15 protein-coding genes and 1 pseudogene are annotated in these 18,688 nt (G+C 59.9%); 10 read left to right on the top strand and 6 right to left on the bottom strand.

The genetic code is table 11. The annotated features are described in order from the left end of the window. Positions 1-300 precede the first annotated feature (300 nt). The 3 genes and pseudogenes from efeB to efeU all read right to left on the bottom strand — a co-directional run bounded on the left by efeB (position 301) and on the right by efeU (position 3,599). Positions 301-1,584, bottom strand: coding sequence for an iron uptake transporter deferrochelatase/peroxidase subunit (gene efeB, locus HMPREF1024_RS15960; RefSeq protein ID WP_004147893.1), 1,284 nt, complete (start codon positions 1,582-1,584; stop codon positions 301-303). 4 nt (positions 1,585-1,588) lie between these two features. Further along, positions 1,589-2,716: an iron uptake system protein EfeO gene (efeO, locus tag HMPREF1024_RS15965; protein WP_009308391.1), complete on the bottom strand. Its 1,128-nt coding sequence runs from the start codon at positions 2,714-2,716 to the stop codon at positions 1,589-1,591. 51 nt (positions 2,717-2,767) lie between these two features. Continuing rightward, a pseudogene (gene efeU / locus HMPREF1024_RS0126245) lies at positions 2,768-3,599 on the bottom strand (iron uptake transporter permease EfeU). 270 nt (positions 3,600-3,869) lie between these two features. Here efeU and HMPREF1024_RS15970 point away from each other — a divergent pair. Continuing rightward, positions 3,870-5,054, top strand: a complete 1,185-nt coding sequence (locus tag HMPREF1024_RS15970) for a NupC/NupG family nucleoside CNT transporter (RefSeq protein ID WP_002898911.1) — start codon at positions 3,870-3,872, stop codon at positions 5,052-5,054. 30 nt (positions 5,055-5,084) lie between these two features. Here the strand turns inward: HMPREF1024_RS15970 and HMPREF1024_RS15975 are convergent, their stop codons facing one another. Further along, complete coding sequence (locus HMPREF1024_RS15975; protein WP_009308388.1) at positions 5,085-5,519, bottom strand: DUF3574 domain-containing protein; 435 nt, start codon at positions 5,517-5,519, stop codon at positions 5,085-5,087. A gap of 134 nt (positions 5,520-5,653) precedes the next feature. Beyond that, the gene (gene putP / locus HMPREF1024_RS15980; protein WP_004147889.1) at positions 5,654-7,162 is read right to left on the bottom strand and encodes a sodium/proline symporter PutP; all 1,509 of its coding nucleotides are present in this window, start codon (positions 7,160-7,162) and stop codon (positions 5,654-5,656) included. A gap of 421 nt (positions 7,163-7,583) precedes the next feature. On the opposite strand from putP, the gene putA reads away from it, so the two are divergent. Together putA and HMPREF1024_RS15990 are read left to right on the top strand one after the other, a co-directional pair. Next, positions 7,584-11,546, top strand: coding sequence for a trifunctional transcriptional regulator/proline dehydrogenase/L-glutamate gamma-semialdehyde dehydrogenase (gene putA, locus HMPREF1024_RS15985; RefSeq protein ID WP_009308387.1), 3,963 nt, complete (start codon positions 7,584-7,586; stop codon positions 11,544-11,546). A gap of 185 nt (positions 11,547-11,731) precedes the next feature. Beyond that, positions 11,732-12,127 (top strand): lysozyme inhibitor LprI family protein, encoded by a 396-nt coding sequence (locus HMPREF1024_RS15990; protein ID WP_002898886.1) that lies wholly within the window; start codon positions 11,732-11,734, stop codon positions 12,125-12,127. On the opposite strand, the gene rutR is transcribed toward HMPREF1024_RS15990, so the two are convergent. After that, positions 12,124-12,762: an HTH-type transcriptional regulator RutR gene (rutR, locus tag HMPREF1024_RS15995; RefSeq protein WP_002898883.1), complete on the bottom strand. Its 639-nt coding sequence runs from the start codon at positions 12,760-12,762 to the stop codon at positions 12,124-12,126. The two genes, HMPREF1024_RS15990 and rutR, sit on opposite strands and share 4 nt — an antisense overlap. Before the next feature lie 284 nt (positions 12,763-13,046). On the opposite strand from rutR, the gene rutA reads away from it, so the two are divergent. Genes rutA through rutG form a run of 7 tightly spaced genes read left to right on the top strand, consistent with a single transcriptional unit; the run spans position 13,047 to position 18,469 of the window. Then, a complete protein-coding gene (rutA, locus tag HMPREF1024_RS16000; protein WP_004179293.1) occupies positions 13,047-14,138 on the top strand; it encodes a pyrimidine utilization protein A in 1,092 nt (363 codons plus the stop codon). Beyond that, positions 14,138-14,848 (top strand): pyrimidine utilization protein B, encoded by a 711-nt coding sequence (rutB, locus tag HMPREF1024_RS16005; protein WP_009308386.1) that lies wholly within the window; start codon positions 14,138-14,140, stop codon positions 14,846-14,848. Before rutA ends, rutB begins: the two co-directional genes overlap by 1 nt. Continuing rightward, the gene (gene rutC, locus HMPREF1024_RS16010) at positions 14,841-15,233 is read left to right on the top strand and encodes a pyrimidine utilization protein C (RefSeq protein ID WP_002898877.1); all 393 of its coding nucleotides are present in this window, start codon (positions 14,841-14,843) and stop codon (positions 15,231-15,233) included. Before rutB ends, rutC begins: the two co-directional genes overlap by 8 nt. Then, entirely contained in the window at positions 15,230-16,033 is an 804-nt protein-coding gene (gene rutD, locus HMPREF1024_RS16015) for a pyrimidine utilization protein D (RefSeq protein WP_009308385.1), read from the top strand. The genes rutC and rutD overlap by 4 nt, the downstream gene beginning before the upstream one ends. Then, positions 16,030-16,620 carry a malonic semialdehyde reductase gene (locus tag HMPREF1024_RS16020; RefSeq protein WP_002898814.1) on the top strand — a complete coding sequence of 197 codons (591 nt, stop codon included), beginning with the start codon at positions 16,030-16,032 and terminating at the stop codon, positions 16,618-16,620. Before rutD ends, HMPREF1024_RS16020 begins: the two co-directional genes overlap by 4 nt. A 10-nt stretch (positions 16,621-16,630) precedes the next feature. After that, entirely contained in the window at positions 16,631-17,125 is a 495-nt protein-coding gene (gene rutF / locus HMPREF1024_RS16025; RefSeq protein ID WP_009308384.1) for an NADH-dependent FMN reductase RutF, read from the top strand. Positions 17,126-17,146: 21 nt separating this feature from the next. After that, positions 17,147-18,469, top strand: a complete 1,323-nt coding sequence (gene rutG / locus HMPREF1024_RS16030; protein WP_004211313.1) for a pyrimidine utilization transport protein G — start codon at positions 17,147-17,149, stop codon at positions 18,467-18,469. Positions 18,470-18,688: the final 219 nt, after the last annotated feature.

Genomic DNA, 18,688 nt, shown 5'->3' with positions numbered 1-18,688 from the left:
AGCGGGGCTTCCGTGCTGAAGAGTACGGTCTGAGGTTTTACGTTGTCCGGTACGGGACCTTACCATTCGCGATCTCCATAGTGAAACGTCACACTGCCGGGAACTACCGCGTATGTAATAAGTACATCAAAAAAGATTCTTAATGCAACTTATTTTTCACAATGACGCAACAAATAGTTCTTAAGCAAGTGTAGGAGACTATCGGTCATTTGTATTACAGAAATATAACACATGGCAGGAAATATAAGAAAAATGAGAAAAACAGCAGAAAACGCCCTGCCCTTACGGGCAGGGTCGGTATCAGGCCTGCAGCAGCGACTCTCCCAGATAGTGTTTTTCATCAACTACGCCGGGTAAAACAAAGAAGTAGCCCCCGCCGATCGGTTTGACATACTCCTCCAGCGCCTCGCCGTTAAGCCGTTTCTGCACCGTCAGAAAACCCTTTTCCAGATCGTGCTGATAGCAAACGAATAACAGCCCCATATCCAGTTGTCCGGCGTTAGTAACCCCCAGCGAATAGCTGTAGCCGCGGCGCATCATCAGGCTGGACTGGGTTTCCGGCGTGCGGGGATTGGCCAGACGAATATGGCTATCCAGCGCAATGACTTCGCCGTTAGGATCTTTACTGTAATCCGGGGTATCGTGTTCGTTTTTCATCCCCAGCGGCGCACCGGTGTGCTTGTCGCGACCAAAGATCGTCTGCTGCTCCTTGAGCGGCGTCCGATCCCAGAACTCCACGTGAAACTGGATGATGCGCGCCGCCTGATAGCTGCCGCCCACGGTCCAGGCCGGCTCGTCCTGATCGGCTGTCACCCACACTACCTTATCCATCAACGCGCTGTCGTGGCTCGCCGGGTTAGCGGTGCCGTCCTTAAACCCCAACAGGTTGATGGGGGTCTCTTTGCCTTTGCTACGCGCCGCGCTGTCGGAGATAAACCCTTCCCGCTTCCAGCGCACGCTCAGCAGATCCGGCGTATGTTTGATGACATCACGCAGGGCGTGGATCACCGTATCCTGAGTATTGGCGCAGATCTGCAGCAGCAGGTCGCCATGGCACAGCGCGGCATCCAGCGAATCGTTGGGGAAGCGGGTCATCGGCTGCAGCTTTTTCGGTGCTTTATCCGCCAGGCCAAAGCGCTCATCAAATAGCGAATGGCCGACCGAGACGGTGATGGTCAGGTTATCTGGCGCAATCCACGGCCCCAGGATGCCGGAATCCATCGGCGGCAGCCGCGGATTCGGCGTGTCCGGCGCCGGGCCGCCCTGGGTTAAAAAGGCGATACGCTGGGTCAGCAGTCGAAACAGCCGCTCGAGGTCGGCTTTATCAGCCGCCAGCACATCGAAGGCCACCAGCATCATCGAAGCCTGCTGCGGCGTCAGAATGCCCGCCTGATGCCGGCCATAGAATGGCTGCTTTTCCTGGCGCGCGTCGGGTGTGAGCGTCCCCGGGGAACTTTCCGCTTTTGCCGCATGCGCTACCGGGCAGCCGCCGGTGATGGCCAGCGCGCCGCCAAGCGCGCCGATCCCTTTCAGTAAGCGACGACGTGACGGCTCGTTCACGTCGTGGGGTTTCTGCTGTGCCATCGACTTAGTCCAGCCCCAGGATCCCGCGCAGCTGAGCCAGATCTTCCGCCAGGGTGGTGATCGGCCCTTTCAGCGCATTACGGTCGGCGGTGGTCAGCTTATCGTAGGTCTCGAAGCCGTCTTTGGTGCGATATTTGCTGAGGATGCTGTCCACTTTCTTAAAGTTGGCGTCCACTTTCGCCAGCAGCGCGCTGTTCTCTTTTTGCAGCTGCGGGCGCAGCAGGTCGACAATTTTCTGCGCGCCGTCAATGTTGGCCTGGAAGTCCCACAGATCGGTATGGCTGTAGCGATCTTCTTCACCGCTGATCTTGCTGGCCGCGACTTCCTCAATTAATCCTGCCGCGCCGCCCACCACTTTTGACGGCGGGAACGCCAGCTCGCTGATACGCTTTTGCAGCTCCAGCACATCGCTGTTCAGCTGATCGGCATATTTTTCCATCCCCTTGACGCTGTTATCGCCAAACAGCGCTTTTTCCAGACGGTGGTAACCGGTAAATTTCGGATCTTCCGCTTTTTTCTCGAAGTCGTCTTCGCGGGCGTCGATGCTGCCGTCAAGGTCAGAGAACAGCTCGGCAATGGGCTCGATGCGCTCGTAATGCTGACGCGTCGGGGCGTACAGCGCTTTCGCTTTTTCGATATCGCCGGCTTTCACCGCGTCGGTAAAGGCTTTGGTGCCGCTAACCAGCTGCGCGGTTTCCGTCGTCACATAGGCTTTATAGGCGGTGATCGCGTCGCCGAGGCTCAGCACCGCATCCGCTTTCGCCGCGTCTTTGGTGGCGGCGCCGGTGACGATCAGTTTGCCTTTCGGGTTGGTGAGCAGGCCGCAGGTCATGTCATATTCGCCCGGCTGCAGGTTCGCGGTGAGCTTCTGAGTAAAGCCCGGCGCGATGTTTTCGCGCTCTTCCACCACCATCACCCCTTTCAGAATCTCCCACTCCAGCGCTTTCTGGCTGTGGTTCTGAATAATAAACTGGGTTTTACCCGCGTTAACGGTCACCTGCATCGGCTCGCACTGCTTGTCGTTGACGGTGACTTTGACCTGCGGGATATCCGCAGCCTGAGCACCGAATGCAGAGCTGAGCAGCGCGGCCACGGTCACCCGCAGCGCATTACGGCGAAAATGAATCATCATGATCATCCCTTTCGGTAAGTAGAGTGTCGCTTATAAGCTCGCAGCGCCCGATCAGGCAGCCCGCGAGGCAGTGGTATTATTCCGCGGCGGCAGGGCAAACAGCACCAGCGCCGGGATCAGATAAAGCAGATAGACAGCCACTTCGCTGACGCTCGGCGTCTCCTGATAACCGAAGATCCCTTCCAGCAGCGTGCCGAACAGCGTATGCGTCGACAGCACGTTGCTCAGATCGAAGGCGGTATCCTGGAACAGGTTCCACAGGCCCGCCTCGTGGAAGGCGCGGATCGCCCCCGCGGCCAGGCCAGCAGCCACCAGCAGAATAAACAGGCTGGTCCATTTGAAGAACACGCCAAGGTTAAGGCGGATACCGCCCCAGTAGATCAGGAAGCCCAGCACGATAGCGGTGGCCAGACCCAGCAGCGCCCCCAGCGGCGGCCAGATGCCGACATCCCTGCTGGAAGGCCGCCAGCAGAAAGAAGACCGACTCCAGCCCCTCACGGGCGACCGCGAAAAAGACCATCATCACTAGCGCCCAGCCGTGGTGATTACCGCGCTGCAGCGCCTTGTCCACGGCCTGCTCCAGCTGCTGCTTGACGTTGCGTGAGACATTGCGCATCCAGAAGACCATCCACGTCAGGATCACCACCGCAATGACCGCGACGATCCCTTCGAACAGCTCCTGTTCACGCTGAGGAAATTCACCGGTGGTTTCGTTGATAAAGATGCCTAAGCCAAGACATAGCGCCGCCGCGAGGATCACGCCAATCCACATCACGCCAATCCAGTTGCCGCGCTGGGTGCGTTTCAGATAGCTGGCGATCAGGCTGACAATCAGCGCCGCCTCCAGGCCTTCGCGTAACATAATGAGAAATGGGACAAACATGCCAATACCCTTAAATGTAAAGCACCGTCAACGAATGCAAAAACAGGTAATATTTATGATAGTGATTATCATTACAATGCTCAGAAACACAAGCGAAATGTGCAGAGAATGATGATCAGTTGTAAATAAATCGCTGACAAATAATGACTTATGAAAATATTCGCCTGTTATGAAGGGAAAGAATAAGCAAAGGATTTTTTACGCCAGATATTTACCCGCCGTAGCGGCTATGGCTAAATGGCGGCCTTATTGACTTGCGAAAAGAACAACATGACTGCATTTTTTCATTTCCTGCTGGCGCTGGCGGTGATCCTCGCCCTGGCCTGGCTTGTCAGCTACGACAGACAAAAAATTCGTATTCGTTATATTCTCCAGTTGATTATTATCGAAATAGCGCTCGCTTTCTTTTTCCTGCACGCCGAAAGCGGCCTGTGGCTGGTAAAAAATATTTCCGGCTTTTTTGCTTCGCTGTTAGGCTTTGCCGCCGAAGGGACCAATTTCGTCTTTGGCGGCATGAGCGAAAAAGGCTTAGCCTTTATTTTCCTGGGCGTCCTGTGTCCGATTGTGTTTATTTCCGCGCTGATTGGTATTCTCCAGCACTGGCGGATCCTGCCGATTTTTATTCGCGTGATTGGCACCCTGCTGTCGAAAGTAAACGGCATGGGTAAGCTGGAATCTTTCAACGCCGTCAGCTCGCTGATCCTCGGTCAATCGGAGAACTTCATTGCCTACAAGGGCGTACTGGGCGACCTCTCCTCACGGCGACTGTTCACTATGGCGGCGACGGCCATGTCGACCGTATCGCTGTCGATTGTCGGCGCCTATATGACCATGCTGGACGCCAAATATGTCGTCGCAGCGCTTATCCTCAATATGTTCAGCACCTTTATCGTGCTGTCGGTAATTAACCCGACGCGGCCAGGCAGCGAGCAGGAAATAAAACTCGAGAAGCTGCATGAATCGCAGAGTTTCTTTGAAATGCTCGGGGAATATATTCTGGCCGGCTTTAAAGTGGCGATGATTATTCTGGCGATGCTGATCGGTTTTATCGCCCTGATCAGCGCCATTAACGCGCTATTCGCCACCCTGTTTGGTCTCAGCTTCCAGCAGATCCTCGGCTACGTCTTTTATCCGCTGGCGTGGCTTATCGGCATCCCGCTGAGCGATGCGCTAAACGCCGGCAGCATCATGGCCACCAAACTGGTCGCTAACGAATTTGTGGCGATGATTGAGCTGCAAAAGATTGCCGCCAGCATGACCCCTCGCGGGCTCGGCATTCTCTCGGTATTCCTGGTGTCGTTTGCCAACTTTGCCTCGATCGGCATTATCGCCGGGGCGATCAAAGGCCTGAATGAACCGCAGGGCAATATCGTCTCCCGCTTCGGCCTGCGGCTGGTGTATAGCGCCACGCTGGTAAGCCTGCTTTCCGCCAGCTTCGCCGGGCTGGTGCTGTAAAACAAACGCGGGGCTGCCCCCGCCGTTTACTCAGAACTGCACGCAGACCGGCTGGTCGACACGCATCACCGACTCCTGCGCGAAGCGTGATTTATAGCCCTGGCGCAGAGCCTCAATACCGGCCTCGCTCTGCGCGTCATGCCCATGGATCACCATCAGCGCCTTGCTCTGCTCCCGCACCACCTGACCCTTCTGGCCAAGCCACTGGCCGTGGGCATCAAACACCGTCAGCCCGTCGCGAAAGCGCGGCGTGACGTCACGGTCGACAAACTGTTGCCACTCTTCAGCGGTGATGTCTTTCCCCGCCGGGCGGCTCAGACCGAAGTAAAGCGTGGTTTGCACCATGGACTTATCCGCCGGGCAGACGCCGGGCTTCGGCGCGCTGGTCGATGAACTTCCACCCGCCACGCAGCCGCTGAGTAACCCTGCCAGCACCAGCGCCATTGCACCCTGTCTGAACGTCATCTTTGCTATCCTCATTGTTATTAGTCAGGAAATATCAGCGGATTTTCAGATAATTAGCAAGGGTTATAATATTCCGGCACGGCACCAGGCAATAAAAAGCCCGCCAACGGCGGGCTCGTGAGCATTAGATGATCTTACTCAGCCGTGGCGCGTACCGGCGGCGGCGTATGGTAGTGGGCATCCGCTTCGGCAAAGCGCTGCTGCATGCTGGCCGAGGGCGCTTTATCCAGCAGGCTAAAGACCACAATCCCGATGCTGCCGAAGACAAAGCCCGGAATGATTTCATACAGGCCCAGCCAGCCAAACTGCTTCCAGACGATCACGGTCAGGGCGCCAATCACCATCCCGGCCAGCGCGCCGTTACGGGTCATGCGCGACCACATTACCGAGAACAGGACCACCGGGCCAAAGGCGGCGCCGAAGCCAGCCCAGGCGTAGCTCACCAGACCCAGCACGCGGTTTTCCGGATTGGCCGCCAGGGCAATGGCCACCAGGGCAACCACCAGCACCATCATACGGCCCACCCACACCAGCTCTTTCTGACCGGCGTTTTTCCGCAGGAAGGCTTTATACAGGTCTTCGGTAATTGCGCTCGAGCAGACCAGCAGCTGACAGCTCAGAGTGGACATCACCGCCGCCAGAATCGCCGACAGCAGGATCCCGGCAATCCACGGGTTAAACAGGATTTGCGCCAGTTCGATAAACACGCGCTCGGCGTTCTGGTTAACCGCGCCCGCCAGGCTCGGGTTGTTATTGAAGTAGGCGATGCCAAAGAAGCCGACGGCCACCGCCCCGCCGAGGCACAGGATCATCCAGGTCATACTAATGCGACGTGCGTGAACGATACTGTGGTGCGAATCCGCCGCCATAAAGCGCGCCAGAATATGCGGCTGACCGAAATAACCCAGCCCCCAGCCCATCAGCGAGATAATCGCCACGAAGTTCAGCCCTTTCAGCATGTCGATATTTTCGATGCTCTTCTGCTTAATCACTTCCAGCGAATCGCCAAAGCCGCCGACGGAAATAATCACGATCACCGGGGTGAGGATCAGCGCGAAAATCATCAGGCTGGCCTGCACGGTATCGGTCCAGCTAACCGCGAGGAAGCCGCCGACGAAGGTATAGATAATCGTCGCCGCCGCCCCGGCCCACAGTGCGGTTTCATAACTCATGCCGAAGGTGCTTTCAAACAGACGCGCCCCCGCGACAATTCCTGAAGCGCAATAGATGGTAAAGAACAGCAGAATAACCAGCGCCGAAATAATTCTCAGCACCCGGCTTTTATCTTCAAAACGGCCGGTAAAATAATCGGGCAGCGTCAGGGCGTTATTATTCACCTCGGTATGCACGCGCAGGCGACCGGCCACCAGCTTCCAGTTAATCCACGCCCCCAGCGTTAAGCCAATGGCGATCCAGCTTTCGGAAATCCCGGAGAGGAAAATCGCCCCTGGCAGGCCCATCAGCAGCCAGCCGCTCATATCCGACGCCCCTGCGGAAAGCGCGGTCACAAATGGCCCCAGACTCCTTCCCCCGAGAATATAATCATCGAAGTTTTTGGTCGAACGCCAGGCAATAAACCCTATCAATACCATACCAAAAATATAAACAATAAATGTCACCAGCATCGGTGTGCTAATAGCCATGCAAAGTCTCCAGAATTTTTATCGACAGCGTCCAACTTCGTCGTTTTTTTCCACTACCGGAACGGGGTAATGGCGCATTGTTTAATTGGGCGACCGTATCCTGACGGAAGCTTCGGTTTTTCACAAACGATTTAACACAGCATTTACACGAAAAACCGACGGCGCAAAACGTCAATTTGTTAGAGGTTGCACTCTCTCACGTTTTTAAAGGTTGCACCAAACAAAAGTGTTAACTCACGCATACAAATACCCTATGAGCCCGGGGTTAAATTTCTGCTATTTTAGGGGTTATTTTTAACAAATTAGCCATTTCACGGCTTCCGTCACAAGCCATAATTAACAAGGTTGCACAAAGTTGCAACATAGTGGATATTTCCATGCAACCGCATAAGCCTAACGATAAATGACAGGAGTTTTGAGCATGGGCACCACCACCATGGGTGTTAAGCTTGACGACGCAACCCGCGAGCGCATTAAATCCGCCGCGAGCCGTATTGACCGCACGCCGCACTGGCTGATTAAGCAGGCCATCTTTAATTATCTGGAAAAACTGGAGAACGACGAGACGCTGCCTGAGCTGCCGGCCCTGCTCTCCGGGGCCGCCAACGAAAGCGATGACGCCAGCGAACCAACGGAAGAGCCCTATCAGCCGTTCCTCGAATTCGCCGAGCAGATCCTGCCGCAGTCGGTGAGCCGCGCGGCGATCACCGCCGCCTGGCGACGTCCGGAAACCGACGCGGTACCGATGCTGCTGGAGCAGGCCCGTCTGCCGCAGCCGCTGGGCGAACAGGCGCACAAGCTGGCGTATCAGCTGGCGGAAAAACTGCGCAACCAGAAAACCGCCAGCGGCCGCGCCGGCATGGTGCAGAGCCTGCTGCAGGAGTTCTCCCTCTCTTCACAGGAAGGGGTGGCGCTGATGTGCCTGGCGGAAGCCCTGCTGCGTATTCCGGATAAAGCCACCCGCGATGCGCTGATCCGCGACAAAATCAGCAACGGCAACTGGCAGTCGCACATCGGCCGCAGCCCGTCGCTGTTCGTCAACGCCGCCACCTGGGGGCTGCTGTTCACCGGAAAACTGGTGTCGACCCATAACGAGACCAGCCTCTCCCGCTCCCTGAACCGCATCATCGGCAAGAGCGGCGAACCGCTGATCCGCAAAGGCGTGGATATGGCGATGCGCCTGATGGGCGAGCAGTTCGTCACCGGGGAAACCATCGCCGAAGCGCTGGCCAACGCCCGCAAGCTGGAAGAAAAAGGGTTCCGCTACTCCTACGATATGCTCGGCGAAGCCGCCCTGACCGCCGCTGACGCCCAGGCCTATATGGTTTCTTATCAGCAGGCGATTCATGCCATCGGCAAAGCCTCCAACGGCCGCGGCATTTATGAAGGTCCGGGTATCTCCATTAAGCTCTCCGCGCTGCACCCGCGCTACAGCCGCGCGCAGTATGACCGGGTGATGGAAGAGCTTTACCCGCGGCTGAAATCGCTGACCCTGCTGGCGCGCCAGTATGACATCGGCATCAATATTGACGCCGAAGAGGCCGACCGTTTGGAGATCTCCCTCGACCTGCTGGAAAAACTGTGCTTCGAGCCGGAACTGGCCGGCTGGAACGGGATTGGCTTCGTGATTCAGGCCTACCAGAAGCGCTGTCCGTTTGTCATTGATTACCTGATTGACCTCGCCACCCGCAGCCGCCGTCGCCTGATGATCCGTCTGGTGAAAGGCGCCTACTGGGATAGCGAAATTAAACGCGCGCAGATGGAAGGTCTCGAAGGCTATCCGGTATACACCCGCAAGGTTTACACCGACGTCTCCTACCTCGCCTGCGCGAAGAAGCTGCTGGCGGTGCCGAACCTGATTTACCCGCAGTTTGCCACCCATAACGCCCATACTCTGGCGGCTATCTACCAGCTGGCAGGCCAGAACTACTACCCGGGCCAGTATGAGTTCCAGTGCCTGCACGGCATGGGCGAACCGCTTTACGAGCAGGTGGTGGGCAAGGTCGCCGACGGCAAACTGAATCGGCCGTGCCGCATCTACGCCCCGGTGGGCACCCACGAGACGCTGCTGGCGTATCTGGTGCGTCGTCTGCTGGAGAACGGCGCCAATACCTCTTTCGTCAACCGTATCGCGGACAATACCCTGCCGCTGGACGAGCTGGTAGCCGACCCGGTCAGCGCGGTAGAAAAACTGGCGCAGCAGGAAGGCCAGGCCGGCCTGCCGCATCCGAAAATCCCGCTGCCGCGCGATCTCTACGGCAGCGGCCGGAGCAACTCCGCCGGTCTCGATCTGGCGAACGAGCACCGTCTGGCCTCCCTCTCCTCTTCCCTGCTCAACAGCGCGCTGCATAAATGGCAGGCATTGCCGATGCTGGAGCAGCCGGTGGCCGAAGGCGAAATGCAGCCGGTGGTTAACCCGGCAGAGCCGAAAGATATCGTCGGCTACGTCCGCGAAGCCAGCGACGCTGAAGTGCAGCAGGCGCTGACCAGCGCTATCAACAATGCGCCGATCTGGTTCGCCACTCCGCCGCAGGAGCGCGCTGCCATTCTTGAGCGCGCCGCGGTGCTGATGGAAAGCCAAATGCCGACCCTGATGGGGATCCTGGTGCGCGAGGCGGGTAAAACCTTCAGCAACGCCATCGCTGAAGTGCGCGAAGCCGTTGACTTCCTACACTATTACGCCGGCCAGGTGCGCGACGATTTCGATAATGAAACTCACCGCCCGCTGGGTCCGGTGGTCTGTATCAGCCCGTGGAACTTCCCGCTGGCGATCTTCACCGGCCAGATTGCCGCCGCGCTGGCGGCCGGCAACAGCGTGCTGGCGAAACCTGCCGAGCAGACGCCGCTTATCGCCGCCCAGGGCGTGGCGATTCTACTGGAAGCCGGCGTGCCGCCGGGCGTTATTCAACTGCTGCCGGGTCGCGGGGAGACCGTGGGCGCCGCGCTAACCTCCGATGAGCGCGTACGCGGCGTGATGTTCACCGGCTCCACCGAAGTGGCCACCCTGCTGCAGCGCAATATCGCCAGCCGCCTCGATCCCCAGGGCCGCCCGACGCCGCTGATCGCCGAAACCGGCGGGATGAACGCGATGATCGTCGATTCGTCGGCGCTCACCGAGCAGGTAGTGATCGACGTGCTGGCTTCCGCGTTCGACAGCGCCGGCCAGCGCTGCTCCGCCCTGCGCGTGCTATGCCTGCAGGAAGAGGTCGCCGATCACACCTTAACCATGCTGCGCGGCGCCATGAGCGAGTGCCGGATGGGCAATCCGGGGCGCCTGACCACCGATATCGGTCCGGTTATCGATGCGGAAGCGAAAGAGAATATCGAACGCCATATTCAGGCGATGCGCGCCAAAGGCCGCACCGTCTACCAGGCGGTGCGCGAGAATAGCGAAGACGCCCGCGAATGGCGTCACGGGACCTTCGTGCCGCCGACGCTTATCGAACTCGACAGCTTCGACGAGCTGAAAAAAGAGGTCTTCGGCCCGGTACTGCACGTGGTGCGCTACAACCGTAACGAGCTGGACAAACTGGTCGAGCAGATTAACGCCTCTGGCTACGGCCTGACCCTCGGCGTGCATACCCGTATCGACGAAACCATCGCCCAGGTCACCGGCAGCGCGAAGGTGGGCAACCTGTACGTCAACCGCAATATGGTTGGCGCGGTGGTCGGCGTTCAGCCGTTCGGCGGCGAAGGGTTGTCCGGTACCGGTCCGAAAGCCGGCGGTCCGCTGTATCTGTACCGTCTGCTCTCCAGCCGTCCACAGGACGCGGTTGGCGTAACCTTCGCCCGCCAGGATGCGGAGCGTCCGCTGGACGCCCAGCTGAAAACGCTGCTGGAAAAACCGCTGCAGGCGCTGCAGCAGTGGGCCGCGGGCCGTCCTGAGCTGCAGGCGCTGTGCCAGCAGTACAGCGAGCAGGCGCAAAGCGGCACTCAACGCCTGCTGCCGGGGCCAACCGGCGAGCGCAACACCCTGACGCTGATGCCGCGCGAGCGCGTGCTGTGCGTAGCGGATAACGAACAGGATACGCTGATCCAGCTGGCGGCTGTGCTGGCGGTGGGTTGTGAAGTACTGTGGCCGGACAGCGCCCTGCAGCGCGATCTGGCGAAGAAACTGCCGCGGGAGGTCAGTGAGCGCATTCGCTTTGCCAAAGCGGAGCAGTTGCCTGGCCAGGCCTTCGACGCGGTTATCTACCACGGCGATTCCGACCAGCTGCGCGAGCTGTGCGAGCAGGTGGCGGCGCGCGATGGGGCGATTGTCTCCGTGCAGGGTTTCGCCCGCGGCGAAACCAATCTGCTGCTGGAGCGGCTGTATATCGAGCGTTCGCTGAGCGTTAACACCGCGGCGGCAGGCGGTAACGCCAGCCTGATGACCATCGGCTAAAACGGGCTCCCCGGTGGCGCTGCGCTTACCGGGGCTACCTACCACCGCCAAAGGGTAGCCCGGATAAGGCGCTGTGCGCCGCCATCCGGGCAATCAGTCTGCGCTGCGATCAGCTAATGACAGCCGACGTCAGCTGTGTTTAATTAAGGCTCCCGGACGGGAGCCTTTTTTATGGGAGCAGAACAATGAAACGCACGTTATTTGCCGTGATGGCCCTGCTGGCCAGCGGCGCGGCGCTGGCGGACGAGTGCAGCAGCGCCAACACCCAGACCGAAATGAATCAGTGCGCGGCCGCGCAGTATCAGGCGGCCGATAAAAAACTGAACGACACCTGGCAGCAGGCCCTGCAGCGGGCGGTGGGTAAACAACAAACATTACTGAAGCAGGCGCAGCAGGCATGGATCGCCTTACGCGACGCCGACTGCGCCTTTCTCGCGTCCGGCGCCGAAGGCGGCAGCATGCAGCCAATGCTGGTCAGCCAGTGCATGACCGATAAGAGCGTGGAGCGGGAGTCTTTCCTCGCCTCGCTGCTACAGTGCGAGGATGGCGATCAAAGCTGCCCGCTGCCGCCCGCCAATTAACGGACGCGAATGCCTTCGATAATCATCCGCTGGACATTATCGACCGTTTGTTCAAAAAAGGCCGCATCCTGCAGCGTGGCGCCGGTGACCGCCTCCACCTGGGTGGCGAAGTCGGCGTAATGCTGGGTGGTAGCCCAGATCATAAAGATTAAATGCTGTGGATCGACCGGCGCCAGCTTGCCGCGGTCGATCCAGCCGGAGACTATCGCCGATTTTTCGTCGACCAGCGCTTTCAGATCCCCGGTCAGTTCGCCCATCAGCAGCGGCGCCCCCTGCAGCATCTCGAGGCAGAAGAGCTTCGAGGCCTGGGGGTGATCGCGGGACACCTCCAGCTTCAGGCGAATATATTCGCGGATCGCCACTAGCGGGCTGATATCCTCACGAAAGGCCTTCAGCGGCGCCAGCCAGATGGCGAGGATCTGCTGCAGGACTGCCACATACAGCGCCTCTTTCGAAGGGTAGTAATAGAGCAGATTGGTTTTCGATACCCCGGCGCGCTCAGCCACCTGCTCCAGCCGCGTACCGTGAATACCAAATTGCGAAAATGCCTCCAGCGCGGCGGCCAGGATGGCCTCCTTTTTGGCGCTGACCGCTTGTGAACGTTTGCCGCTTTTCTTCACCGCGCCCTGTGCCATACATCCTCTCCTTCAGTTGACGCCACCAGCATAGCAAAAGCCCTGCGCCGACACGACCCCATGCACCCTGATTGCGCATGACTGCCGTTTTTTCGTGCACTGATTTTGACCATCCAGTCCACTTTTTTATCGTCCTTTTTAGCAACTCAAAAGTAACACATTAATAACATTAGCATTTATAAAACTGGCATCGCCTTTGCTTTACCTTTTCTGCGAGGTGGTCCAGGGAGAGGCAGGATGCCGCACCATCGCAACCCATCTTCCATGACTGCAGAGAGGTAGGTATGAAAATTGGTGTTTTCGTTCCCATTGGCAACAACGGCTGGCTGATCTCCACCCATGCCCCGCAGTATATGCCGACCTTTGAACTGAATAAGGCCATCGTGCAGAAGGCCGAGCACTACCATTTCGACTTCGCGCTCTCCATGATCAAACTGCGCGGCTTCGGCGGGAAAACTGAATTCTGGGATCACAACCTGGAGTCCTTCACCCTGATGGCCGGCCTGGCCGCGGTGACCTCGAAGATCCAGATCTACGCCACCGCCGCCACCCTGACGCTGCCGCCGGCGATTGTCGCCCGGATGGCCTCCACTATCGACTCCATCTCCGGCGGCCGGTTTGGCGTCAATCTGGTGACCGGCTGGCAAAAACCGGAATATGACCAGATGGGCATGTGGCCGGGAGATGACTATTTCGCCAGCCGCTATGACTATCTCACCGAATACGTCCAGGTGCTCCGTGACCTGTGGGGCACCGGGCGCAGCGATTTCAAAGGTGACTACTTCACCATGAACGACTGCCGGGTCAGCCCGCGCCCGTCGCAGCCGATGAAGGTGATCTGCGCCGGGCAGAGCGATGCCGGGATGGCCTTCTCCGCCCAGCATGCGGACTACAACTTTTGCTTTGGCAAAGGGGTCAACACGCCAACGGCCTTTGCCCCGACCGCCGCACGCATGATGCAGGCGGCGGAAAAAACCGGCCGCGACGTGGGGTCCTATGTGCTGTTCATGGTGATCGCCGACGAAACCGACGAGGCGGCGCGCGCCAAATGGGAACATTACAAAGCGGGCGCCGATGAAGAAGCGCTGGCGTGGCTCACCGAGCAGAGTCAGAAAGATACCCGCTCCGGCAGCGATACCAACGTGCGCCAGATGGCCGACCCCACCTCGGCGGTCAACATTAACATGGGCACCCTGGTCGGATCGTATGCCAGCGTCGCCCGTATGCTTGATGAAGTAGCGAGCGTGCCCGGCACCGACGGCGTGCTGCTGACCTTTGATGATTTTCTTGCCGGCATTGACGCCTTTGGCGAACGCATTCAGCCGCTGATGCGCTGCCGGAACCACATTGCTTCTGTTACCCGTGAGGTGGCCTGATGATTACCCTTCCCGCTCGCCCGGAATCCCTGTCCTTCGCGCCGCAGCAGAGCGCGCTGATTGTGGTCGATATGCAGAACGCCTACGCCAGCCAGGGCGGTTATCTGGATCTCGCCGGCTTTGACGTCTCCGCTACCCGGCCGGTTATCGACAATATTAATACCGCCGTCGCCGCCGCTCGCGCCGCGGGTATGTTGATTATCTGGTTCCAGAATGGCTGGGATGATCAGTATGTTGAAGCTGGCGGCCCGGGCTCGCCGAACTATCACAAATCCAACGCGCTGAAAACGATGCGTCAGCGTCCGGAGCTGCAGGGCAAGCTGCTGGCGAAAGGCGGCTGGGATTATCAGCTGGTGGACGAGCTGACGCCGCAGGAAGGCGATATCGTGTTGCCGAAACCGCGCTACAGCGGCTTCTTTAACACCCCGCTCGACAGCATTTTGCGCAGCCGCGGCATACGCCACCTGGTGTTCACCGGGATCGCCACCAACGTCTGCGTCGAATCGACGCTGCGCGATGGCTTCTTTCTCGAATACTTCGGCATCGTGCTGGAGGATGCCACCCATCAGGCCGGCCCGGCCTTCGCCCAGCAGGCGGCGCTGTTCAATATTGAAACCTTTTTCGGCTGGGTCAGCGACGTTGAGAGCTTCTGCCACGCGCTGTCCCCCGCCGCCCCGCTGGCTTTAGCCAAGGAGAAACGTTATGCCTAAACAGGTGATTATTCCGCCAGGCACCACCGCGCCGATTGCCCCCTTTGTTCCGGGGACGCTCGCCGACGGGGTGGTCTACGTCTCGGGCACCCTGCCGTTTGATAAGCAAAACAATGTGGTGCACATCGGCGACCCAAAGGCGCAAACCCGCCACGTGCTGGAGACCATCAGGAGCGTTATCGAAACGGCGGGCGGGAGTATGGCGGATGTGACTTTCAACAGCATCTTTATCACCGACTGGACAAATTACGCCGCGATTAACGAGGTCTACGCCGAGTTCTTCCCCGGCGATAAACCGGCGCGCTTCTGCATTCAGTGCGGACTGGTGAAGCCCGATGCGCTGGTGGAAATCGCCAGCGTCGCCCATATCGGTACCCCGACATGATGAGGCTCAATATTGCTCCGGCTCCGTGGCCCGGCGCGCCGGTGGTGGTCCTCAGCGCCGGTCTGGGCGGGGGCGGCGGCTACTGGCTGGCGCAGCGCGCGGCGCTGGAGGAACAGTATCAGCTGGTGAGTTATGACCATAACGGGACCGGGGAGAACGCCGGTCCGCTGCCCGCCGACTACAGCCTGGCGACGATGGCCGGGGAGCTGTTCAGCGCTCTGCAAGCGGCGGGGATCGCCCGCTTCGCGCTGGTGGGCCACGCCCTGGGGGCGCTGATTGGCCTGCAGCTGGCGCTCGATCGCCCCGAGGCGGTGAGCGCCCTGGCGCTGGTCAACGGCTGGCTGTCGCTGTCGCCGCATACCCGCCGCTGCTTCCAGGTGCGCGAGCGTCTGCTGCATGCCGGCGGCGCGCAGGCGTGGGTCGAAGCGCAGCCGCTATTTCTCTACCCGGCGGAATGGATGGCCGCGCGCCTGCCGCGCCTCGAAGCGGAAGATGCGCTTGCCATCAGCCATTTTCAGGGCAAAGAGAATCTGCTGAAGCGGCTACAGGCCCTGAAGCAGGCTGATTTTTCACGCCGTGCGTCGGCCATCGCCTGCCCGACGCTGATTATCAGCGCCGCTGACGACCTGCTGGTCCCCGCCTCCTGCTCCCGCGTGCTGCAGACGGCGATCCCCGGCAGCCAGCTCGTGGAAATGCCGTGGGGCGGCCATGCCTGTAACGTCACCGACGCCGATACCTTTAATACCATTTTACGCGACGGGCTGGCCGCTATGCTGCCGGTCGCCAGGGAGACCCGATGAACGACGCGATAAACCACACGGCCTGCGAGACGCTGTTTACCCAGGCCCGGACCCACAACGGCTGGCTGGATAAGCCAGTGAGCGATGCGCAGCTGCAGGCCGTCTGGGACCTGATGAAAATGGGGCCGACTTCCGCCAACTGTTCGCCAGCGCGCATCGTGTTCGTGCGCAGCGCGGAAGGCAAAGAGAAACTTCGCCCGACGCTCTCCAGCGGCAATCTGCAGAAAACCATGCAGGCGCCGGTGACCGCCATCGTGGCGTGGGATAGCGCCTTCTACGACCGGCTGCCGACCCTGTTTCCCCACGGTGACGCCCGCAGCTGGTTTACCTCCAGCCCGCAGCTGGCGGAAGAGACCGCGTTTCGCAACAGCTCCCTGCAGGCGGCGTATCTGATTTTTGCCTGCCGGGCGCTGGGCCTCGACACCGGGCCAATGTCCGGTTTTGACCGGGAAAAAGTCGACGCGGCATTTTTTGCCGACAACGGCTGGAAAAGCAATCTACTGGTGAATATCGGCTATGGCGACCCCGGCAAGCTGTACGGCCGCCTGCCGCGCCTGTCCTTTGATGAAGCCTGCCTGCTGGCATAAGGAGTTTACGATGGAGTTAACGGACAAAGCGAGTTTCCGTGACGCCATGGCCCACGTCGGCGCCGCGGTTAACATTATTACCACCGATGGCCCGGCGGGCCGGGCGGGGTTCACCGCCAGCGCGGTCTGCAGCGTTACCGACACGCCGCCGACCCTGCTGGTCTGCCTGAACCGCTCGGCCTCGGTGTGGCCGGTGTTCAGCGAACACCACACGCTGTGCGTCAATACCCTGGCGGCCGGACAGGAGGCCCTGTCGACGCTGTTTGGCGGTAAAACGGCAATGGACGAGCGTTTTGCCGCCGCCGACTGGCAGACCGGCGCCACCGGCTGTCCGCGGCTGGTGGCGGCTCTGGTCAGCTTTGACTGCCGCATCGACCAGCGCGTCAGCGTCGGGACGCACGACATTCTGTTTTGTCACGTCGTGGCCATTACCCGTCACCCGGAGCCCCGGGGACTGATGTGGTTTGACCGCGGCTATCACACGCTTATGCGACCCGCTTGTTAACCTTTAACCCGGGATATCATCATGGCACTCTTCGATTTTCCTCGCTGGAAGCTGACCTCTCCCGCCGCCGAATCCGGCGTTGTCGCCCCCGATGAACGCTTGTCGGCCGGGCAAACGCTGGTGATGGGCGTGCAGCACGCCGTTGCGATGTTCGGCGCGACGGTGCTGATGCCGTTGTTGATGGGGCTCGACCCGAACCTGTCTATTCTGATGTCGGGCGTCGGCACCCTGCTGTTCTTTGTCGTCACCGGCGGACGGGTGCCGAGCTATCTCGGCTCCAGCGCCGCTTTTGTCGGGGTGGTGATCGCCATTACCGGCTTTAACGGCCAGGGGCTGAACCCTCATCTGAGCGTCGCCCTTGGCGGGATCATCGCCTGCGGGCTGGTCTACACCCTGATTGGTCTGGTGGTGATGAAGATCGGCACCCGCTGGATCGAGCGCCTGATGCCGCCGGTGGTGACCGGCGCGGTGGTGATGGCTATCGGCCTGAACCTGGCGCCGATTGCCGTGCGCAGCGTCTCCGCCAGCGCCTTCGACAGCTGGATGGCGGTGTTAACTGTGCTCTGCATCGGCATAGTGGCGGTATTTACCCGCGGGATGCTGCAGCGACTGCTGATCCTGGTCGGCCTGATCGTCGCCTGCGCGCTGTACGCCCTGCTGGCTAACGGCCTGGGCCTTGGCAAACCGCTGGACTTCTCCCCCCTCGCCCAGGCGGCGTGGTTCGGGCTGCCGCACTTTACCACCCCATCCTTTAACGGCCAGGCGATGATGTTGATTGCGCCGGTCGCGGTGATCCTGGTGGCCGAGAACCTCGGGCACCTGAAGGCCGTCGCCGGGATGACCGGGCGCAATATGGACCCGTACATGGGGCGCGCCTTCGTCGGCGACGGGCTGGCGACCATGCTCTCCGGTTCGGTGGGCGGCAGCGGGGTCACCACCTATGCGGAGAACATCGGCGTCATGGCGGTGACCAAGGTCTACTCAACGCTGGTGTTTGTCGCCGCGGCGCTGATTGCCATGCTGTTGGGTTTCTCGCCGAAGTTCGGCGCATTAATCCACACCATTCCCGGGCCGGTAATCGGCGGCGCCTCGATCGTGGTCTTTGGCTTAATTGCCGTCGCCGGGGCGCGGATCTGGGTGCAAAACCGGGTGGATCTGAGTCAAAACAGCAATTTGATCATGGTGTCGGTGACCCTGGTGCTGGGCGCCGGCGATTTCGCGCTGTCGCTGGGCGGCTTTACGCTGGGCGGGATTGGCACGGCCACCTTCGGGGCGATCCTGCTGCACGCGCTGCTTCATCGCGGGACGCGCGAGGCGAAGGAGGCCAGGGTAACGCCGGTGTAAGCCACATTAGCGCGGCGTTGGCGCAGGGAGCGGTGTGGGCCTGGGTGGTGTGATCCTGTAGGCCGGATAAGGGATTTATGCCGCCATCCGGCACCACCACGGGCACGGAACCTGACCGCCCGGCGGCGCTGCGCTTGCCGGGCCTGGAGACTGCCACGGCCTTCCGGGAATGTCTCAGCGATTTTGAGGCCGTCAGCACCGGCAGTTTCAGCAACAATG

This window comes from Klebsiella sp. 4_1_44FAA (assembly GCF_000238715.1).
Taxonomy (GTDB): Bacteria; Pseudomonadota; Gammaproteobacteria; order Enterobacterales; family Enterobacteriaceae; genus Klebsiella; species Klebsiella pneumoniae.
The sequence above is the reverse complement of the archived record's forward strand: the minus strand, read 5'-3'. Positions and strand labels throughout refer to the sequence as shown.